The sequence below is a fragment of the Phyllobacterium sp. 22229 genome, from assembly GCF_052056495.1.
Taxonomy (GTDB): domain Bacteria; phylum Pseudomonadota; class Alphaproteobacteria; order Rhizobiales; family Rhizobiaceae; genus Phyllobacterium; species Phyllobacterium myrsinacearum.
The window spans coordinates 1-18683 of sequence record NZ_JBQEPA010000025.1; the positions used below are offsets into that span (position 1 = coordinate 1).

16 protein-coding genes are annotated in these 18683 nt (G+C 57.2%); 7 read left to right on the forward strand and 9 right to left on the reverse strand.

What is annotated here, in order from left to right:
* Positions 1 to 277: 277 nt before the first annotated feature.
* From ACTJJ7_RS23865 to ACTJJ7_RS23885, 5 genes are read left to right on the forward strand one after another with little or no spacing between them, the layout of a single operon-like run.
* Positions 278 to 1447, forward strand: a complete 1170-nt coding sequence (locus ACTJJ7_RS23865) for an MraY family glycosyltransferase (RefSeq protein WP_440969051.1) — start codon at positions 278 to 280, stop codon at positions 1445 to 1447.
* A gap of 22 nt (positions 1448 to 1469) precedes the next feature.
* A complete protein-coding gene (locus ACTJJ7_RS23870) occupies positions 1470 to 2303 on the forward strand; it encodes a glycosyltransferase family 2 protein (protein ID WP_130272331.1) in 834 nt (277 codons plus the stop codon).
* Positions 2300 to 2962, forward strand: a complete 663-nt coding sequence (locus ACTJJ7_RS23875) for a YdcF family protein (protein WP_440969052.1) — start codon at positions 2300 to 2302, stop codon at positions 2960 to 2962. Before ACTJJ7_RS23870 ends, ACTJJ7_RS23875 begins: the two co-directional genes overlap by 4 nt.
* The gene (locus ACTJJ7_RS23880; RefSeq protein WP_440969053.1) at positions 2959 to 4251 is read left to right on the forward strand and encodes a hypothetical protein; all 1293 of its coding nucleotides are present in this window, start codon (positions 2959 to 2961) and stop codon (positions 4249 to 4251) included. The genes ACTJJ7_RS23875 and ACTJJ7_RS23880 overlap by 4 nt, the downstream gene beginning before the upstream one ends.
* A 58-nt stretch (positions 4252 to 4309) precedes the next feature.
* Entirely contained in the window at positions 4310 to 4897 is a 588-nt protein-coding gene (locus ACTJJ7_RS23885) for a putative colanic acid biosynthesis acetyltransferase (RefSeq protein ID WP_130272329.1), read from the forward strand.
* 18 nt (positions 4898 to 4915) lie between these two features.
* Here ACTJJ7_RS23885 and ACTJJ7_RS23890 read toward each other — a convergent pair whose 3' ends face one another.
* From ACTJJ7_RS23890 to ACTJJ7_RS23900, 3 genes are read right to left on the reverse strand one after another with little or no spacing between them, the layout of a single operon-like run.
* On the reverse strand, positions 4916 to 6094 hold the full coding sequence (locus tag ACTJJ7_RS23890) for a glycosyltransferase (RefSeq protein WP_105735312.1): 1179 nt from the start codon (positions 6092 to 6094) through the stop codon (positions 4916 to 4918).
* Positions 6095 to 6149: 55 nt separating this feature from the next.
* Positions 6150 to 7400, reverse strand: coding sequence for a glycosyltransferase family 4 protein (locus tag ACTJJ7_RS23895; protein ID WP_440969054.1), 1251 nt, complete (start codon positions 7398 to 7400; stop codon positions 6150 to 6152).
* Positions 7400 to 8656 carry a glycosyltransferase family 4 protein gene (locus ACTJJ7_RS23900; RefSeq protein WP_440969055.1) on the reverse strand — a complete coding sequence of 419 codons (1257 nt, stop codon included), beginning with the start codon at positions 8654 to 8656 and terminating at the stop codon, positions 7400 to 7402. Before ACTJJ7_RS23900 ends, ACTJJ7_RS23895 begins: the two co-directional genes overlap by 1 nt.
* A 373-nt stretch (positions 8657 to 9029) precedes the next feature.
* Between ACTJJ7_RS23900 and gmd the strand changes: the two genes are divergently transcribed.
* Together gmd and ACTJJ7_RS23910 are read left to right on the forward strand one after the other, a co-directional pair.
* Positions 9030 to 10100, forward strand: coding sequence for a GDP-mannose 4,6-dehydratase (gene gmd / locus ACTJJ7_RS23905; protein ID WP_440969056.1), 1071 nt, complete (start codon positions 9030 to 9032; stop codon positions 10098 to 10100).
* The gene (locus ACTJJ7_RS23910) at positions 10084 to 11073 is read left to right on the forward strand and encodes a GDP-L-fucose synthase family protein (RefSeq protein ID WP_440969057.1); all 990 of its coding nucleotides are present in this window, start codon (positions 10084 to 10086) and stop codon (positions 11071 to 11073) included. The genes gmd and ACTJJ7_RS23910 overlap by 17 nt, the downstream gene beginning before the upstream one ends.
* Before the next feature lie 33 nt (positions 11074 to 11106).
* On the opposite strand, the gene ACTJJ7_RS23915 is transcribed toward ACTJJ7_RS23910, so the two are convergent.
* The 6 genes from ACTJJ7_RS23915 to ACTJJ7_RS23940 all read right to left on the reverse strand — a co-directional run bounded on the left by ACTJJ7_RS23915 (position 11107) and on the right by ACTJJ7_RS23940 (position 18634).
* Positions 11107 to 12393 carry a polysaccharide biosynthesis/export family protein gene (locus ACTJJ7_RS23915; protein WP_440969058.1) on the reverse strand — a complete coding sequence of 429 codons (1287 nt, stop codon included), beginning with the start codon at positions 12391 to 12393 and terminating at the stop codon, positions 11107 to 11109.
* Positions 12394 to 12401: 8 nt separating this feature from the next.
* Positions 12402 to 14600: a GumC family protein gene (locus ACTJJ7_RS23920; protein WP_440969059.1), complete on the reverse strand. Its 2199-nt coding sequence runs from the start codon at positions 14598 to 14600 to the stop codon at positions 12402 to 12404.
* 51 nt (positions 14601 to 14651) lie between these two features.
* The gene (locus ACTJJ7_RS23925) at positions 14652 to 15302 is read right to left on the reverse strand and encodes a response regulator transcription factor (protein WP_245421155.1); all 651 of its coding nucleotides are present in this window, start codon (positions 15300 to 15302) and stop codon (positions 14652 to 14654) included.
* 562 nt (positions 15303 to 15864) lie between these two features.
* Positions 15865 to 16533: a PIG-L deacetylase family protein gene (locus tag ACTJJ7_RS23930; protein ID WP_440969060.1), complete on the reverse strand. Its 669-nt coding sequence runs from the start codon at positions 16531 to 16533 to the stop codon at positions 15865 to 15867.
* The gene (locus tag ACTJJ7_RS23935) at positions 16530 to 17342 is read right to left on the reverse strand and encodes a glucose-1-phosphate cytidylyltransferase (RefSeq protein WP_105735305.1); all 813 of its coding nucleotides are present in this window, start codon (positions 17340 to 17342) and stop codon (positions 16530 to 16532) included. The genes ACTJJ7_RS23930 and ACTJJ7_RS23935 overlap by 4 nt, the downstream gene beginning before the upstream one ends.
* On the reverse strand, positions 17339 to 18634 hold the full coding sequence (locus tag ACTJJ7_RS23940) for a methyltransferase domain-containing protein (RefSeq protein ID WP_440969061.1): 1296 nt from the start codon (positions 18632 to 18634) through the stop codon (positions 17339 to 17341). Before ACTJJ7_RS23940 ends, ACTJJ7_RS23935 begins: the two co-directional genes overlap by 4 nt.
* Positions 18635 to 18683: the final 49 nt, after the last annotated feature.

Genomic DNA, 18683 nt, shown 5'->3' on the forward strand with positions numbered 1-18683 from the left:
ATATAGTCTGATGGGCTTGTTCTGCTTAAACCTTTTGCAGGCATTGGCGGGCACGCACCCGAAGGACGCACCGTGCGCGGCAGAAACATAGGCATCCGCCTTTGCCACCGTAGTCCAAAGGTCCATACCACCTCATACTTCAGACGGACCTTCTCGTCATTTCTCCTAAATAGAACTGGTTTCGGGGCAGCGCTACCTTTTCGGAAAAGCATTCACGTCAACAATGAAGGTGATGACACCTGGCATTGGTGAATGCATCACCAAGTGGGGGTAGACCTTGTTCTTCTGGTTCACCAGCTGTCTTGCCACGCTGTCCATGACAGTATTGCTCATAGGATTTCTCAAGAAGACGTCCCATGCATTGGCCCTCGTCGATTATCCCGATAGCCGGAAACAGCACGAAAATGTCGTTCCGTTGTGCGGTGGCATCGCGATCTTTTCGGCATTTTTTCTGGTCAGTCTTTTCTCCCGGGGCGCTGCACCGTTCCCGGTCAGTTTCTGGATCGGCATTCTGATGGTTCTGAGCATTGGCGTGATGGACGACCGGATGGAACTTTCGGCGCGAACCCGGCTCGTTGTACAATTTTTCGCCAGCGCCATTCTGGTCATCCCGCTGGCCGGACCGAGCATCTATGTGGCAAACATGCTGCCCCTGGCTCTCGCCGGTTCAGCGCTGCCTGTCCTGACGATTATTGCCATTCTGTTTGTTATCGGCCTGATCAATTCATGGAACATGGTTGACGGCGTGGATGGACTTGCAGGCGGCTGCGCGGCTGCCGCCATTTTCTGGATCAGCCTGCTTTCTTTCTACAAGGGGCTTGGAGCGCTGGGCTGCTCCAGCCTCGTGCTCCTGGCTGCGGTGTGCGGCTTTCTCCTGTTCAACATGCGCAGCCCCTGGTCCGCGCGCGCCAGAATATTTCTTGGCGATGCCGGCAGCACTGCGCTGGGTGCCGTCATTGCCTATCTGATCATCACCCTGTCGCGGCGGGCCGAGATTGCCTTTCCCGTCTTGCTCTGGATCGTCGTCGTGCCGGTTACCGATACGATGAGCCTTATCGTCAGAAGGCTGCATGCGGGCCGCAACCCGCTCACGGCGGATCGCTGGCATCTGCATCATCTGCTGCTGGACAGGTCGCATTCCCATGCGATGACCACGAATATCATCGTGGCATCGTCCGCGCTTTGCGGTGGCGTCGGGGTCGCCGGTATCCTGGCGGGAGCCTCCAACTACCTGATGACGTTTGGCCTATTCGTCCCGGTCATCATTCATTCGGCCTTTGTTTTCCTGGCGAGCAGCGCCGGCCAGGCCGTGCGCATGCGTCCGGCAACAATGGGACAGCTCAATTCTATTCCGCCCGTTCTTCTGCGCCCCGAGGCGGGCAAGAACTTCGGCACCAATCATCAACCGGTGCAGCCGAACCCCGGCATATTGTCGGATCCCGTTTAGCACCTACGAATGGAGTGTTCGCGTGTCAGTATCTGTCCTGATCATGACGCTGAATGAGGAAGCAAGTCTTCCGGCCTGTCTGGCATCCCTGTCCTGGTGCGATGATATCGTCATTCTGGATTCCTTCAGCACCGATCAAACGCTTGAGATAGCCCGGAAGGCGGGTGCGCGAATCTATCAGCACAAATATGAAACGGAAACCAGGCAGCGCATGTACGGCCTCAAGGAAATCGAATTCAAGCATCCCTGGGTCTACATGCCGGATGCGGACGAAATTACCCCGGACGATCTGCGCGATGAAATGCTGGCCATTGCGCGTGATCCCGACCGGCCGGAAGCGCTCTTCCGCGTCCGCTACAAGAACATGTTCATGGGGCGCTGGGTCAAGCACAGCAGCCTTTATCCGACCTGGATAACCAGGCTGTGCCGCCCGGAGCGGGTAAGATATGAGCGCGAATGCCATTCGCGTTGCGTGGGCGACGGCCCGACGGGACGGCTGGAATCCCACTTCATCCACTACAGTTTCAGCAAGGGCCTGACTGCCTGGTTCGATAAGCACAACAGGTATTCCGGTTTTGAAGCGAAGGAGTCGCTGCAGATCCTGCGCGACAAGGGCATCCCGTGGAAGGAGTTTTTCAGCCCGCTTCCCGAAGCCCGGCGCAGAGCGCTCAAAGAACTGTCATACCGGATACCGTTCCGTCCGGCAGCCCGCTTTGCCTATATGTATCTGTTGCGCGGCGGATTCCTCGATGGCTGGCAGGGCTACCACTATTGCCGGCTGATTGCTGCTTACGAATACATGATTGTAATCAAGATTCAGGAGCAGCGCCGCCGCGAACATGGTCTATCGATATGACGCCGGTGCCTGCGCCCATCTCGAAGCGGAAAGGCGGACGTCCGGTTCGCCGCTGGAGGTTCACCGCCGTCCTTTTCCTCGGCCTGTGTGCCCTGTGCAGCTATCCCCTGGCAATCCTGTTTGCCAACACGCTGCTGAGCGCCCGCAGCCCCGCTACCCAGGCGGACATCATCGTTATTCTGGGCGGAGACGGGCCTGCCCGGGCCGCCCAGGCCGCGCGTTTGTGGCAGGCTGGCATGGCGCAGAAAATATTGATAACCGGCGATGGGGATTGCTACTGGATACGCAAGTCCCTGATAGACTTCGGCGTCGGAGCCGGATCAATCACGGTTGAGTGCCAGTCCAGGAACACCTGGGAGAATGCGCTTTTCTCCAGTCCTATCCTGCAACGCATGCAGGTGCGTAAAGCTATTCTCGTCACCAGCTGGTTTCATTCGCGGCGCGCCCTGAACAGTTTCAGACAAATCGCGTTCAACATCCAGTGGCAGTCGGTTCCCGTCGAGCCGGACGTTCCCATCTGGCGGATCGCGGTCGAACAGGACGGCGTTCAGATTTTCAAGGAATACCCCAAGAGCCTCTGGTATATGCTGCGTGCCTCCTTGTGGAAAGATCATGGCGAACGGGATGCCCGGACCTTTGCCGCGGGGATGCTGGCATGAACTGGCTTTTCACATGGTTGATGCTCGCTGCAGTTCTCTGGCTGATCGGCTGGGGTCTCCTGCGGCGCGAACGGATTTACCAGTTTCCGTTTCTGGTCGGCGTCATCACATTCAGCTTTATCCTGCCGCAGATTCCAGCACTCGCGGCGGACCCGTTTCTGCCGCATGGAGCCTACGTCAAGACGATAGCGTTTTCGATTCTTTGCCTGATCATGTGCCGGATCGGATGGTCGGCAAATGCCCAGCCGTTCCGCTTCCTTCACCAGTCCTTTGAAGAGAGGAAGCTTCTGATTGTTTCACTGCTGCTGTCGGTTACGGGGGCCTATTTCTATTACAAGCTGAGCCGGTTGCCCGGTGACGTTTCCGTCGGCGTTCAGATGAGCGGCGCGCCCGTGGCATGGCTGTTCTTTGCCCGGTTCATGAGCTATGGCCTCGCCATTGCCGCACTGTGTTTCGCCCGCCGCATTTCCTGGATGGCTGCCATCATCATTGCCGGGGATCTGGTCTTCTATCTCGACCGGATCGTGGTGACGGGCAAGCGGGCTGAAGCGGTGGAACTGATTGCGATATTCGTTCTGGCATTCTGGTTCCAGAGATCATGGGTTGTGCCGCGCGCATTTGCCGTCATCGGCATTGTGATCGGCATGCTGCTGATGAGCTCGATGAGCGACTACCGTGACATAACGCGCGCCAATTCCGGACCGATCTGGGGCGACATCTCCCGGATCGACATCACATCCAATTTCGACAATCTTCTGAAGAACGGCGGGCCGGAAATGCGCAATGCCATATTGCGGGTTTACAACACCGATATGTCGCTGGAATTCGACTATGGCTTGTTCCACTGGAACCGTCTCGTCTTCAACTATGTTCCCGCGCAGATTTTTGGCGACAAGTTCAAAACCACATTGATGGCAAAACTGCCGTCCCTGGGGCGGGAATATAATCCTTTGACCGGGACAACAGAAACGGGAATGGCGGATGCTTTTCAGTCATTCTGGTATTTTGGTGCCCTGAAATTTCTTCTTCTGTCCTACATCGTCCGCCGATTGTGGGTCTCGGCCAATGCCGGTGCGACGACAGCCCAGATCGTCTACATGCTGTCGATCGTCCCGGCCATGCATGCCATTTCCCATCAGACGGATTGGGCGCTGATTGTGTGGGTGCACATGCTGATTTTCCTGGTGCCCGCCCTTGGATGGGCGCGGCGTCCGGCATCCCACGCGCTGCCGGTGCAATCGCTCGCCATGCCGACGCCTCTGCGCCTGCACCCGGCCGCATCGGGCTAGGCCGGGATCACAAGGCCGGCACGCCGCCGGCCGGGCAATGTTTTAAGGGAGAAATACGATGCGATCACGTTTTGCCGATACGGCCCTGGACACGTCAGGAGAGCCATTGCCTCGCTTAGGCGGTGCGACTTTCGCCTTGAGATTCAGACTGATGCGATTGAGCTGGATTATTTGCTGGACCCTTCTGGCTGCCTGGACCCCGTCGCCGTGCAGCCGCTGGCGTATCTGGCTGCTCAGGCGCTTTGGCGCGCGCATTCATCCCACGGCTATTGTTCGCGGCAGTGCGCGGATCTGGTGGCCCGGTAATCTCGTTATGGGACAGCATGCATCCATGGGGCCAGGTGTGCTTTGTTACAACGTCGCCGAGATAACATTCGGCGATTTTGCGATCGTTTCACAGCGCGCCCATTTGTGTACAGGCACCCATGACGTCGATGACGTCGATTTTCCGCTGACCAGCCGTCCGATCAGAATCGGGGCGAACGCCTGGGTGGCGGCGGAGGCCTTTGTCGGCCCAGGTGTCGTCATCGGGGAGGGCGCCGTCCTTGGCGCAAGGGCGGTCGCCGCGCGCGCCTTGGATCCGTGGATGATCTATGTCGGCAATCCGGCGAAACCGGTCAGGCTCCGGCGCGGCGGTCCCTTGTGAACCCATGCCTGTGCAGCATCACGATGCCGGGAGTGTCGGGCGAATGCTCTGCATGTAGCCATTGATGGTTGATGCGGCTATCCGCGGCCAGGTGTATTGGTCGCGAACAAGCTGACGGCCATTCCGGCCCATGGCATGCGCCATTCCCGCATCGCTGAGAATATCGCAAAGACCGGATGCGACGTCCTCCGGTGCAAGGGTCACCACAGCGCCGGCGCGGGCTGAGCGGACTTCCGGAAAATGACAGGCATCGCTGATCACAACCGGCAATCCGCATGCAAGCGCCTCGAGAATAGCGACGCTGAAGCCTTCCTGACGGCTTGGCAGGCAAAAGCAGGTGGCGTCGACGAGGGCGCGCAGCTTGTCCTTGCCATAAAGGCCGCCAACCAAATGAACGCGGTCATTCAGGTGCAGCTGGCTGACCAGATTGATGAAGGCGTCGCGTGCGCCGCCGTCCGGGCCAGCCACAACCAGATCGACATCGGGATAGGAACCGGCGACGCGCGCGAAGGCCGTTGCCAGGATATCCAGGCCCTTCTTGGTATGGAGCCGCGACAAAAACAGAATGATGCGTTTGTTGCCGATGGACGGAAAACGTTCTCTGAAGAACCCGTGCGATGGAAGCGCCTCGAATTCTTCGAGAAACACGCCGTTGGGAATGATGAGATTGGGCGATGCGAGTTCCAGCGGTTTGAGCAATTGGGCTTCGTCCGCGTTCAGCGCCAGTATGAATTTGGCGTTGTTCAGCATTGCGCGGTAACCCAAAAGCAAGGCAAGCCGCTTTTTGAAGGCTTTCTGTTTCATGCTCCAGACATCGAGCATTCCGTGCGGTTGCACGCAATACGGGATGCCTTTGCCATGTGCGATCTTTGCCGCGACCTTGAGCAGAGGTTCCCAGACACCGTGGACATGAACGAAGGATGCCGTGTCCACAATTGCGCGTAGCTGTTTGCGGCCCCGTAGGCAAAGAATGCGCTCCTTCCAATCCGGATCCGGCAGCAAATGCCATTTTATCGCTGCGAAATGCGGGACGGTCGCGGCGGCTCCAAAAGCCCGTCTCTGTATGTCGGGTCCTCCATAACTGACGATATGCACATCATGGCCCTGACTGGACTGCGCCGCTGCCAGGCGAATGCATCCGCCCTGCGGGCCGCCATGGACGGGGTCTATGGAGGAAATGATATGAACTATGCGCATAGCGGAACTCTCCTGCTTGGCGTCTGTTCAGACAATGGCTGTGCGGCGTGTGTTTTCATGGCTGTTGTTCCGCCGCGAATTGCTTTTGAAGACGGGGAGCCAGGGCGTCCATAAGGCGATGGCCATAGCGTTCGACAGTGAATTCCGAAGCCCGCTCCTGTGCCTGGCTCGACATGCGGGCGCGCAATGCCGGATTTTTTGCAAGCCGCAGAAGTGCATCTGCAATCGCCTCGCTATCGCGGATAGGCACGATGAAGCCTTCTATTCCATCCCTGACGACGCTACCGGCATTCTCGGTACAAATGACCGGCAGGCCTGCAGCGAGCGCCTCATAAATCGCGGTGGCGGAACCTTCACATATCGAGGGGAGAAGGAATACATCAGCCCATTGATATTCCTTCATCATCTCCGACCTGGGTATGATGCCGCGCAGCTCCACCACTGCAGCCAGCTTCTGCCGGATGTCAGCCGACAGTATGGTTGGCCCGGCCATGCGGAACTGTGCCGATGGTCCAACCAGCCTTGCCGCCTCGGCCACATAGGGGGAGCCTTTGCGCAATCCCACCTCGCCGACGGTCAGCACACGCAGGGGGCCATCCGTTCGAAGGGTCTTGCGGTCCTCGAATTCAGGGTCGATGCCATAGGGAACGACGACACATCGTTCGGAAGGCCCACCGGAAGCGACGACATTGGAGCGTACAAATTCGGAGGGACAGATGATGATGTCCGCAAGGGCCCATTCGGCCTTCTCACGCGCGGCGAAGGTTTGTGCGTAGCGGTTCACTTCATATTTCCCTGCCCAGTCGGGAAAACTGCGCTGTTCCTGTTGCACAAGCTCTTCAACAACCTCGCGCGGCGCGATCATCTGTTCCACCGCCGTCCACATTCCCTCGGCTTTGGCCGCCTGCATTTGTTCAAGAGCATCACCGCTGAACGCATAGAGGCCGGCCGCTCCATGAAATCCGCTGGATGCCACCAGTTGCGAGAAATGGGTCCCGGCCCAGACGGCATGCCTGGTTTGTTCAACGACATTTGTGACTCTCAGCCGGCGGATTGCCGAGATGACGCCGAATGCGGGAAAGGTCGAGGTCAAGTCAGGCGCCACGCCCTTGGGCACGCGGCCGATCAAGCGCTTGAGAGACGGGAGGAGCATCGACCGGGGCACGCTGTTGATCACACGTGGCCAGCTATCGGTTGCGCAGATATCCGTATAGAAATGCGCAAGCCGGCCTTGCGCGGCGAGTATGCGGGGCACGGCATAGTGCATACGTGCTCCCAGCTGACTGACGACAACTGTTCCACCCATCATGCTGACCTGAAAATGGTGGACCTCAACGGATCCGTACCCGGTTGCTGAAACGCCGACATGACGTCGGACCATGACTGCACGGCATTGTCGCGCGAATAGACGGTTTCCAGCAGGTCCCGTGCGTTGCGCCCCATCTGGGTGCATTGCTGGGGGGAATTCTTCAACTGGACGATCAGCGCCGCAAGCTTCTGGCTTTCGCCGATTTCGACAGCCTCGCCGCACCGGGTTGATGCAATCACGTTTGCAACCTCCCCATCGGGTGCTCCAACAAAGAGCGTGGGCCGGCCGGCGGCCAGAATGCCGTAAAACTTGCTTGGTACGATGCAATGCTCAAGCCTCGGGATGAGCGAGACGATATGCGCATCGGCAGCACTCAGGCTTTCCGAAATGCTTTCCGGAGGCTGCAACGGCTTGAACAAAATGTTTTTCAACTGACGTTTCTGGGCAATTTCCTCGATGCGCGCCCGCTGCTGCCCGCCCCCGACCAGGAGGAATTGTATATCGCTGTCGTCCTTCAACAGGGCTGCCGCTTCAATCAGGGTTGTAAAGTCATGCGCCCGGCCAAAGTTGCCGGAATAGCCAACGACGAATTTATCCTGCAGTCCCCAGTGACGTCTCAGGCCATTGACTGATCGTGGAACCGGATAGATTTCGCTGCCGTCCGACCAATGGTGCATGACACGGAGCCGGTTGGCCGGAATGCCGCCGTCCTGCAGGTAAGATGCCATCATTTCGGTCGGGCAGACAATCATGGTTGATTTGCGCATGGACCAGTTGCGCAGCATCTTGCTGATTTTTCCCGGAATGCCTCTGTTTGAAAGCATCTCCAGTTCCATGGCGACTTCAGGAAAAAGATCCATGACCCAGTTTATTGTCCGGGCATTGCGCCACGAGGCCGGCAGGGCGGTTGTCACCGATAGCAAAGGCGGATCGGTGCAAACGACAAACATGTCGCCGGGGCGAAGATATCTCAGGCACCATATGAAAACCGACATGTGGAAGGTCAGATAGTCAACGATCCTTCCTGCCAGGTGATGACGTCCGAACCGGGTGGCCCAAAGCCGTTTCACCGCAACGCCGGCAATCATCTCTTCCGCCGGAAGAACGACACCCGAATGGTCGTGCAGCGTGCGGCTTGCGATTGCCGTGACGTCAAAGCCACGGTGCGCAAGCGCGGACGCCAGGCTGGATACCATGCGGCTCGTGGCCGATTGATCGGGCAGGAAATAGCGGTTTGCGAAGACAATTCTCATTCCGGATCCTTCCTATACCCAGGCCCTTTTGTGCGGGCGCAGGCAAAGCTAGGAATGAAGTTTCGCAGGTCGCGGCGCGCGCAAGCAAGATCAACAAACGCACTACGGGCGGTTCTGGCGGGCTTAAGCCTCTACGCCTTCCGGAGAGGGTGAGGCGGACAGATGTGCATGCCGTCGTGTCATTATCGGCCGTCGCATGACGGAATCGCCGTTTTTCATCAGCATTCCTATCCCTATTACCGAAGTGCCTATTCGGTGCCACCGCCTATACTTGGCTTCCATCCATTGCCGGTGGCGGGTTTCCCCATGATGGAATTCGGCGCGGCAATGCGTTTGTCACCACGCTTCAAGGACACACGGACGGGAATTGCGAATGACTGGGAAAAAGGCATTGATCATTGGGGTTACGGGACAGGATGGAGCCTATCTCAGCGAGTTTCTCCTGAAGAAGGGCTACACCGTGCACGGACTGAAACGTCGATCGTCGTCGTTCAATACGGCCCGTATCGATCATCTCTATCAGGATCCGCACGATGACGATGTCCGGTTTCACCTGCATTTCGGTGACTTGACCGACGCCACCAACCTTTGCCGGGTGGTTCAGGAAATCCAACCCGACGAGATTTACAATCTTGGAGCGCAAAGCCATGTGCAGGTCAGCTTCGAAACGCCGGAATATACCGCAAATGCGGATGCAATGGGTACATTGCGCCTGCTGGAGGCGATGCGCATCATGAAGATCGAAAAGACCTGCCGCTTTTATCAGGCTTCGACATCCGAGCTCTTCGGCAAAAGCATAGAAGCGCCTCAGCATGAAGGCACGCCGTTTCATCCGCGCAGCCCCTATGCGGTGGCCAAGCTCTATGCCTACTGGATAACCGTCAACTATCGGGAAGCCTACGGCTTTCACGCCTCGAACGGCATCCTGTTCAACCATGAAAGCCCGATCCGCGGCGAGACATTCGTGACGAGGAAAATCACGCGTGCCGTCGCCGCGATTGAGCGTGGATTGCAGGACAAGCTTCGTCTGGGAAACCTTGAGGCCAAGCGAGACTGGGGCCATGCACGCGATTATGTCGACGGGATGTGGCGTATTCTCCAGCAGGATGATCCCGACGATTATGTGCTGGCGACAGGCGAAACCCATACGGTGCGCGAATTTGTCGAACGAGCATTCTCGACGGTCGGAAAATCCATCGAATGGAGTGGCAGCGGTGTTGATGAAATCGGTTATGACCGCAAGAGCGGCAAGGAGATCATCGAGATCGATCCGCGCTATTTCAGGCCTGCGGAAGTTGACCTGCTGCTGGGGAACCCGGAAAAGGCCCGCATCAAGCTGGGCTGGAGCCATACGACCGCCTTTGAGGATCTCGTATCGGAAATGGTTGAATCGGATATGAGGACGATCATGCGGGAAGAAAGCCGCAATGACTTCTATGGTTGAGGTGTCCCGGCACAGTTTCGCGCTTCGGGGCAAACGGGTCTGGGTTGCCGGACATGCCGGCATGGTCGGTTCCGCCCTGGTGCGGCGGCTGAAGCAGGAGGAATGCCGCCTCATTACCGTTGATCACGCCGAGCTTGATTTGACGCGTCAGCGTGAGACAGAGGAATGGATGGCGGTTGCGCGGCCGGATGTTGTTTTCATCGCTGCGGCACGGGTTGGCGGGATCCTGGCGAACGCCCATCACCCCGCCGATTTCCTCTACGAGAATACGATGATTGCCATGAACATCATGCATGCCGCGCACCGGCTTGATGTGGAAAAACTCCTGTGGCTTGGGTCGAGTTGCATATACCCTAAATATGCCGACCAGCCCATTGAGGAGCGGGCACTGCTGACAGGAAGCCTTGAGCCGACAAATGAGGCTTATGCGATTGCCAAGATCGCAGGATTGAAACTGGCGGAGGCCTATGCGCGCCAGTACGGGCAATGCTTCATCACAGCCATGCCAACCAATCTCTACGGACAGAACGACAATTTCGATCTGCAGCAGTCCCATGTTTTGCCGGCGCTGATACGCAAAATGCATGTGGCCAGGGAGACGGGCAATGCCCGCGCCATTGTATGGGGCACGGGAACGCCCAGGCGTGAATTTCTGCACGTCGACGATCTTGCGGATGCCTGCGTCTTTCTGATGAAAAACCATGCCTCGGCCAGCCACGTCAATATCGGTTCGGGGGCGGAGATTTCCATCCACGATCTCGCACTCCTGATCGCCAGGATCGTGGATTATCGCGGTTGCGTGGATTTCGACACATCGAAGCCGGACGGTGCGCCGCGAAAGCTGCTGGATTGTTCGCAGATGGAGGCCATGGGATGGCGTCCGCGCATTGAGCTGGAGGCCGGCATTCGCGATCTCTACAGCCGTTGGCAGGCATCCTCAGCGTCTTCGCAGGGGTTGGTGCAGGCGGGGTGATGACGAATCCCGGTGATTACAACGCGCACACGGTCAGTTGATGGCCTTGGGAACGATCGCTTTGGGTGCGGCCGTATTGGGCAGTTCAAGTTGCGCGCGCAGAATATCGCCGGCCTTGATCTCGTCATGTTCCGCCAGCGCGGTTTCCTGATAGTTTCCGTCCACCACCCGAACCACCGTGAAGGTCAGCTTGACCGTTTCCTCGCGCGACGACACACGCTGGGCCGCAGCACCGATTTCACCCATGCTTTGTGCGATGAATGTCATTTTCTTGCGCAGTCTCATGATATCGAGATCAATGTCCCGCAAGTCCTTGGCCGCATCGTTGGAGCGCGAATCGTGCAGGGCAAGCAGGCGCTGCTGAATCGCATTCTCATTCTGTTTCGCCCGTGCCAGGAAGGAGCCGAATTCGAGCGCATCCCGGCGCATTGCCGAAAGCTGGCGTTGGGTATCGCGCAGAGTCGATTGCGCCGTAAGCCCTTTGTCCACCAGACTCTGCGACGCTTTCACATTTTGCTCGAGAAGCGAAATCTCCTCGTTGCGCAACTTCGTGCTTTCTTCCAGTGTGGTGATTTCTTCCGCATAGTTCTGCTTCTGTGCCTCGAGTGCGGTGGCTTCGCTTTCCAGGGCGGAAAGGCGAAGATCGAAAAGCTTGCGCTCGGAATCGACGATCCGCTGCCGCTCGGCCTTGTCATCGATCGCGTCGACGCTTGCCGTCAGGTCATAGTCGAACTGTTTTCCGTTCAGTTCGGCTTCAAGGCGCACGCGCTTCACATCCTGCGCAAAGAGCTGCAACGACGTGTCGGTATATTCCTGCCGCGCCGCAACCAGCTGGATGCCCGCCGTGTCGAGCTTGTCGGCCGCCTGCCGCAAACCTCCGCTCAAGGCAAACAATTCCAGGGCAATCATTCCGGGCCGGTACTCATATTTTCCGGGTTTCTGCACATCGCCGATGACAAAGACCGGAGCATATTCCTTCACGGCAACGGAAACGGAAAGACCGGGTATATGCTGCAGGAGCGATTGTGTGATGGTTTGCCCGATTTCGCTGATCGTATGATTGGCAACGGCTACATTGCCAAGAATAGGGTAGGCAATTGTTCCGTCGACGCTGACAGGAAAGATCCCTGTCAACCCGGTATCCCCATAGACCGTTATGAGCAGGACATCCCCTGATGCAATCCTGTACGGCTCCTGATTGGCCCGGGCCGGCGTTGCCGCCAGGGAAAGCAAGAGCGTGGAAGATACGGTTCCTGCGATGAGAATCCGGCTCATCCGTGATAGAAGGGAGGACGGATTGTTCCTTTGTTGTTTGAGCATTTTCGCCCTCATACCTTGGCCGCTGACGAGCGGAGTTTCTTGTAGCTGGCGATTTCCAGCACAAAGCGCTTTGCCGTGGCGGGTGCTGGCGGCAGCTGGTCGGGAGGAGAGGCATCCTTGATGCTTGGATCGCTGTTGAGGACAATGCCGTTGAGTTTTCGTCCGTCGGAACTGAGTATCTTCACGGCGTTGAGAATGTCATCCATGTTGGCTTTTTCGCATTGCGCGACAAGGATTGTGGTATCGGCGAGCGAGGCCACACGGATTGCGTCCGCGCCCAGGCACACGGCTGGCGTATCGATAAGCACGACGTCATATTGATGCTTCAGGGCATGGATCACCTTGGCAAATTGCTCGTGCCCCAGCAGGAATTCGGCCGGAACGGTACAGGCTTGCGTTGCCACAAAGTCGATCGAGGAAAATACGTCGTGCTGAATGACGGCTTCCAGAGTGTGCCTGCCTCTGATCACATCCTCCAGATAGGGCCCGAACTGATCGCCGAATTCCTGCCCGACCATAGGAGCGGTGAAATTGGCGTCGATGATGATGGTCCGCACACCCGTTGCTGCCAATGACCGGGCCAGACCGGCAATAATAAGCGTTTTGCCTTCCTGGGTTCCTGCGGATGTGACTGCAACCGCACGGGCCATTTTTTGGGGTGAAGACAAAAGAAGATGCGCCTGCAGATCCGCAATCGCGCGGGCAAAACTGTAGCGCCCTTCGCTGACAATGAGCGCGGCATTCTTGCGCTCGCGGCTGGACAGTTTGGGGATGCGGCCGATGATGGGGGTTCTGGTAGCACTTTCGAGCGCTTGTGCCGAACGGATCGACTTGTCCTTCATTTCCAGAAGGAAGGACGCGCATATGCCCAGGAATGAGCCGCCGATGATGCCGAGCGCCATCCAGGTCGACAGATGCGGGCTTGCCCTCGACCGTGCCGGGACGGCGCGCGAGATCATGCGGGCTTCAGCCGTTGCGATGCCGTCCTGCTCTATGGTTTGCTTGTATCTGGTCAGGTAGCTCTCGTAGATCGCCCGGTTTGCACTCGCCTCGCGGTCGAGCTGGTCGGCGTGTACGAGGGCCTGGTTGGCCGCGGACATGCCTTCCTGCATTTCCTTGAGGTTCGCCTCCACGGCCGCCTGCTGGCGGTGGGTGACATTGATTTCGTTCCGCAGACTATCGATGACCTGCTGCACTTCGCCGGCAATCTGGCTCTTCAACGAGGCCAGTTGCGAGTTCAGCTGTGGCAGCTGCACACTTTGCATCGCACCGCTCTCGCTGATTTCCTGGAGAGACCGCTCGACCCGCGATTGCTCGGCGCGCAATTGCTGGATGGCGGGCGAACCCAGAATTTCAGACAATGCAACGCCGGCCTTGTTGTTCGACGCGTCGATTGCCGTGGAAAGGCGCGCCTCGGCGCCCGCGAGCTTGGCCCGCAAATTGGCAAGTTCCGTGTTGAGGGCGGCAATCTGTTGCGATTGCAGGGTCATGCCGTTGGCTTTGACAAGGCCTGACTTTTCACGGAAATCCGCTGCAGCCCGCTCCGATTGTTCAAGTGTTGCGCGCAGGCTGACAAGTTTTCCGCCAAGCCAGTCGCTTACACGCCGGGTTGCGGATGTCTGCAGATCGACCTGATAGTCAAGATAGGCTTCGCCAAAGGCATTGGCCACCGCAGCGGAGTACAGGGGGTTGTCCGCCCTGTAGCTGATGTAGATCGTGTAGGAGCGGCCGTCATTCACCACGCTGACGTTGGAAAGCAGTTTGTCGATCCGGCTGCGATTGCGGTCCTCGTCCGATTGCGCGGGCAAGGGGCTGACCGGATCATTGCCATCGGCGGTTGCTGGCGGTTGCTGATCGGCGGGATTGATGCGCCCGTCTGCATCGAAGTTCAGGCTATCAAGCCGCGTCAGCACTTTGCCCGCCATCATGCGTGAGCTGATAATATCGAGTTCGGTGCGCAATACCGGGCTTTCCTGCGGCAAAGGCGAGACGACCGATTCCGTCGGCAGGGCCTGCAATTTGCGCACGTCCAGAGCAAGGATTGCCTCGGATACATATTGGGCCGGTGTTGTCATATAGGCGGCGGTTGTCAGCAAGAGGCATGCCGACAGCGCCGCGAGCATGGTTTTGCGCCGCTTGAGAACAACTGACACAAGGCGATGGATTGCCGGCCCTGATGCGTGAGGAATGCTGTCGGAGAAGATCATTGCGCGAGTTCCTGCAAAATCGGATGGCGAGCGGCTGCGATCCAGCCGGCATCAAAATCTGGATTCGTGTGGAATCATGTCACCGATCTTGTAAGCCACCTCTGTCCGGTTGGTTGCACCCAGCTTCTTCATGATGTTGCGTATGTGAACCTTCACCGTGCTCTCGCAGAGATTGAGTTCATAGGCGATGATCTTGTTGGCCTTGCCCCGGCGCAATCCCTCGGCAACGGCCGATTGCCGCGCGGTGAACGAGGTCGTTATATGCCGGAATTCGTCGCTGCGGCCGCCCATGAGTTTCCTGAGGGACAGAACACAGCTTGCCGGAACGAATTTTCCGCCCGCAATCGCAAGTTCGATGGCCTGCATGCAGATCTCGATTCCAACTGTCGTCGGAATATAACCCTGCACACCCAGTTCGAGTGCCTTGAGAATGGTGGTCAGGTCATCATTGTCTGCGACCATCACGACGGCCACCCTCTGGAAGGCTTCGACCAGTTCGCATATTTCCGCGGAGAGATCGCCGTCGCCCAGGTTGCGGTTGCCCGTGTTGACGAGCACGGCACGCAGTCCAGCGGCATTTTGATTGGAAGTTTGCCATTCCTGCAGTGAACCGCAGGTCTTGACCTTCATGCCCATGTGATGGGCGGCCAGAGCCTGAGCGAGACACTCTCGCTCAAGGGCGCGCCGGTCGATAATAAGCAAATAGTCGCTGGTAGAATACTTTTGAAATTTGTTCTCATTGGAGTTTATTGTGTAAGATGAATTGTCATTGCTTTCGACAATCTCATGAATAACTTCATCTACTGATTCATCTATGGCATGGCTGCTACGCATATTTTCCATAATTTATCCCCAAGTTAGATGCTTTGCTGCACATTTATTTGTCATGAACGGATTGTTCCGCTCAATTGCACTTCTTTTGGCAATATCAATTTACGCTTTCCCTTGAAGAAAGTCTTTAACCCCACGCGTAGTCCTTTGGATGGGAAGCAAGCGAGCAATTAGGGAGTGACTAATCCATTAGTATAATTAAAATAGAGAAGTAGCCCGCGCAAAATAGAACGAGAGTATTACGGGCTTTAGGGTGTGATTTAGACCTGCCTTATAGACCGCGCAGGTGTTGTAAAACGGCGGTTCCGAATCAGGACAGGCCATGTTGGCTCTGCTCGGATCATGACGGTGTGTCCGGTAGGGAAAAACGGGACGTGGTGAAAGGATCGTTCTGCTGGAATGAGGCAAGAGGATTGCGCAGCGGGCAATTTGCCTATTGATCGGTGCCCATGCCGAGCATCAGTTTGCGGACCGTGAAAGCTTCTGCAAACCGGCTCGGTGCACGGCATTCCATGCCTCTGAGGCGCGCAAGGCCGCGGAACGTATCCTCGTCAAACCAGTCCTTGGACCGCTGGGTTCCGAAATGTTTGAGGAGGAGTTCAGTTTTACGCTGCATGATTTCAGCGGGTAAGGGAAGGTAGACATTGCGTTCGGTCAGGTCGCCGTCCCATTTGGGAATCTCATATTCCAGCACCAGGTGGTCCCGGAACACGTTCGTGGTGAGCTGATTGATCTCGCGGTGATCCTGGTGTGCGTCGTGGCGCGCATGGGTGAAAATAATGTCGGGCGAGATGCGGCCGCGCAACGCATTGAGCCAAGCTTTCAATTCACGCGTTTGACTGGGAAAGTAGCTGTCTTCGAAATTGGCGATCTCGATCGTCTTTGACAATGCGCCGGCAAGGAAATCATCGGCCGACGCGCGTGCTTCCGTGGCGCGTTCGCTCGAACTGCTCATCACGCACCAATGAACGTCAAGCAAGGCGCCGCCTGAAATCATGTGCAGGATTGTGCCGCCGGCACCAATCTCGATGTCATCGGAATGGGCGCCGAGACACAACACCGACAGCCGTTGCCCGGGGCGGGCAAAGGGCAATGATCTCATAAAGCTTTCACCTTTTGCGTTCTGGAATTAGAGCGGGCGGGCGCATGGATCATCCACGGCATTTCCCCTCTTTCCACCATTTCCTGCAACGCCTGCCAGTCGCGGAGCGTATCCATGGAACGCCAGAACCCCTCATGCTTGTAAGCCATGAGCATGTTATCCTTGATAAGCCTGCTGAAGGGCTCCAGCACCAGCTCTTCGGACTCGCGCATGTAGTCAAATATTTCACCGCGCATGAGAAAATACCCGCCATTGATCCAGATATCCGAACGGTCGGAGGATCGGAATTCGCAAACGCGGCCGTCATCGGCGATGTCCGCCAGATGATAGGTCAGCGGCGGGCGCACCGCGAGGAAACAGGCAATCTTGCCGCTTGCCTCGAATTTTTCAATCATGTCGTCCAGATCGACATCGGTCAGTCCATCGCTGTAATTGGCGAGGAAGATGCGCTCGCCGCGCAACTGGTCGCGCACGGCCCAGAGGCGCTCGCCAATATTGCGCCAGATGCCGGTGTCAATCAGGGATATGCGCCAGTCTTTCTGGGATTCACCCAGGACTTCGACAGTCCCGTCGCCGCTGACCACGCAATCGGCAAATGTCTGCGGCCGGCTGTTGAGAAAGAAATCCTTGATGACATTCGCCTTGTAACCCAGACACAGAATGAAATCCTCATGTCCATAGTCGGCATAATACTGCATCACGTGGCGCAATATAGGCTGGGAGCCGAGTGGAATCATGGGCTTGGGGACATTTTCCGAGTACTCGCGAATACGGGTACCCATACCGCCGCAGAACAGAACCACTTTCATAGCTCGTCACCTCTCGGATCAACAATGTCGACACCCGGAATGGGCACGACGAATTTGGCACCCCACTCGCGCACGTGATGCATTTGCTTCACGATTTCGTCCTTGAGGTTCCAGGGGAGAATGAGAATGTAGTCGGGCTTGAGCCGGTCGATCGCCTCCACCGGTTCAATCGGGATGTGCATCCCGGGTGTATAGCGGCCGTGCTTGTAGGGATTGCGGTCCACGGTGAAATCGAGGAAGTCGGGTCCGATGCCGCAATAGTTGAGCAGGGTGTTGCCCTTGCCCGGCGCGCCATAGCCGCAAATCGTCTTGCCTTCAGATTTGGCTGCAATGAGAAAGGTCAGGAGATCGCGCTTGACCTTGCGGGCGCGGTTGGCGAAGGCGGTGTAGGTGGCCAGCTCATCCAGACGCGCGTTCATTTCATCCTGCCTGATCCGGGCAACGCTTTCCCGCACGAGCCATGTACTGGCGGCGTGGGTAAGGTACACCCGCAGCGACCCCCCATGGGTCGTCAGCTCTTCCACATCGATAATTTTGAGATGATGCCGTTTCGCCAGATGTTCGATGGCGAGCAGCGAGAAATAGGAGAAATGCTCGTGATAGATCGTGTCGAACTGACCCTGCGACATCAATTTCTCAAGATGCGGAAATTCAAGGGTTATGACGCCTTGCGGTTTCAGCAGCGTAACCATGCCGGCGACGAAATCATTGAGATCGGGAACCTGCGCCAGGACATTGTTCCCGACGATGAGGTCGGCCTGCAGACCTTCCGAAACCAGCTGTTGGGCATAGGCTTCTCCAAAGAATTCCACCCGGGTGGCAACGCCTTTTTCGATTGCGACCTTGGCGACGTTTGCGGCCGGCTCTATGCCGAGAGCCGGAATATGCATCGGGATGAAGTGCTGCAGCAGATACCCGTCATTGCTGGCGAGTTCGACGACGAGGCTTTGCGTATCGAGCTGCAACCGCTTGGCTATCTGGTGACAATAGGTTCTCGCATGTTCGACCCAGCTGGTCGAATAGGAGGAAAAATACGCATATTCCTCGAAGATGGCCTGCGGCGTGACATACTCGTTCAATTGTACGAGAAGGCATTCCTCGCAAACGAAGGCGTGCAATGGATAATAGGGTTCCATCTCATCGAGCCGGTCGCGGGAAACAAAACTCTCGCAAGGCGGCGACATGCCGAGATCGACGAATGTATGTCTGAGGGGCGTGCTGCAAAGGCGGCAGACATGGGTCCTGCTGCCTGATTGGTTCGCCAGGGGAAACGTGTTCGTCAGTAGATTCATGCCTTCGCTCCCGATGAATTGCCGGTGTCCTGGATGCGGGGGATTGTCT

Excerpts from the sequence above, each read along its gene's own strand:
- ACTJJ7_RS23890 (WP_105735312.1), bottom strand. The coding sequence starts at position 6,094 with ATGCGCATAGTTCATATCATTTCCTCCATAGACCCCGTCCATGGCGGC.
- ACTJJ7_RS23910 (WP_440969057.1), top strand. The coding sequence starts at position 10,084 with ATGACTTCTATGGTTGAGGTGTCCCGGCACAGTTTCGCGCTTCGGGGC.
- ACTJJ7_RS23885 (WP_130272329.1), top strand. The coding sequence starts at position 4,310 with ATGCGATCACGTTTTGCCGATACGGCCCTGGACACGTCAGGAGAGCCA.
- ACTJJ7_RS23915 (WP_440969058.1), bottom strand. The coding sequence starts at position 12,393 with ATGCTCAAACAACAAAGGAACAATCCGTCCTCCCTTCTATCACGGATG.
- ACTJJ7_RS23900 (WP_440969055.1), bottom strand. The coding sequence starts at position 8,656 with ATGAGAATTGTCTTCGCAAACCGCTATTTCCTGCCCGATCAATCGGCC.
- ACTJJ7_RS23875 (WP_440969052.1), top strand. The coding sequence starts at position 2,300 with ATGACGCCGGTGCCTGCGCCCATCTCGAAGCGGAAAGGCGGACGTCCG.
- gmd (WP_440969056.1), top strand. The coding sequence starts at position 9,030 with ATGACTGGGAAAAAGGCATTGATCATTGGGGTTACGGGACAGGATGGA.
- ACTJJ7_RS23935 (WP_105735305.1), bottom strand. The coding sequence starts at position 17,342 with ATGAAAGTGGTTCTGTTCTGCGGCGGTATGGGTACCCGTATTCGCGAG.
- ACTJJ7_RS23895 (WP_440969054.1), bottom strand. The coding sequence starts at position 7,400 with ATGGGTGGAACAGTTGTCGTCAGTCAGCTGGGAGCACGTATGCACTAT.
- ACTJJ7_RS23920 (WP_440969059.1), bottom strand. The coding sequence starts at position 14,600 with ATGATCTTCTCCGACAGCATTCCTCACGCATCAGGGCCGGCAATCCAT.
- ACTJJ7_RS23930 (WP_440969060.1), bottom strand. The coding sequence starts at position 16,533 with ATGAGATCATTGCCCTTTGCCCGCCCCGGGCAACGGCTGTCGGTGTTG.
- ACTJJ7_RS23880 (WP_440969053.1), top strand. The coding sequence starts at position 2,959 with ATGAACTGGCTTTTCACATGGTTGATGCTCGCTGCAGTTCTCTGGCTG.
- ACTJJ7_RS23940 (WP_440969061.1), bottom strand. The coding sequence starts at position 18,634 with ATGAATCTACTGACGAACACGTTTCCCCTGGCGAACCAATCAGGCAGC.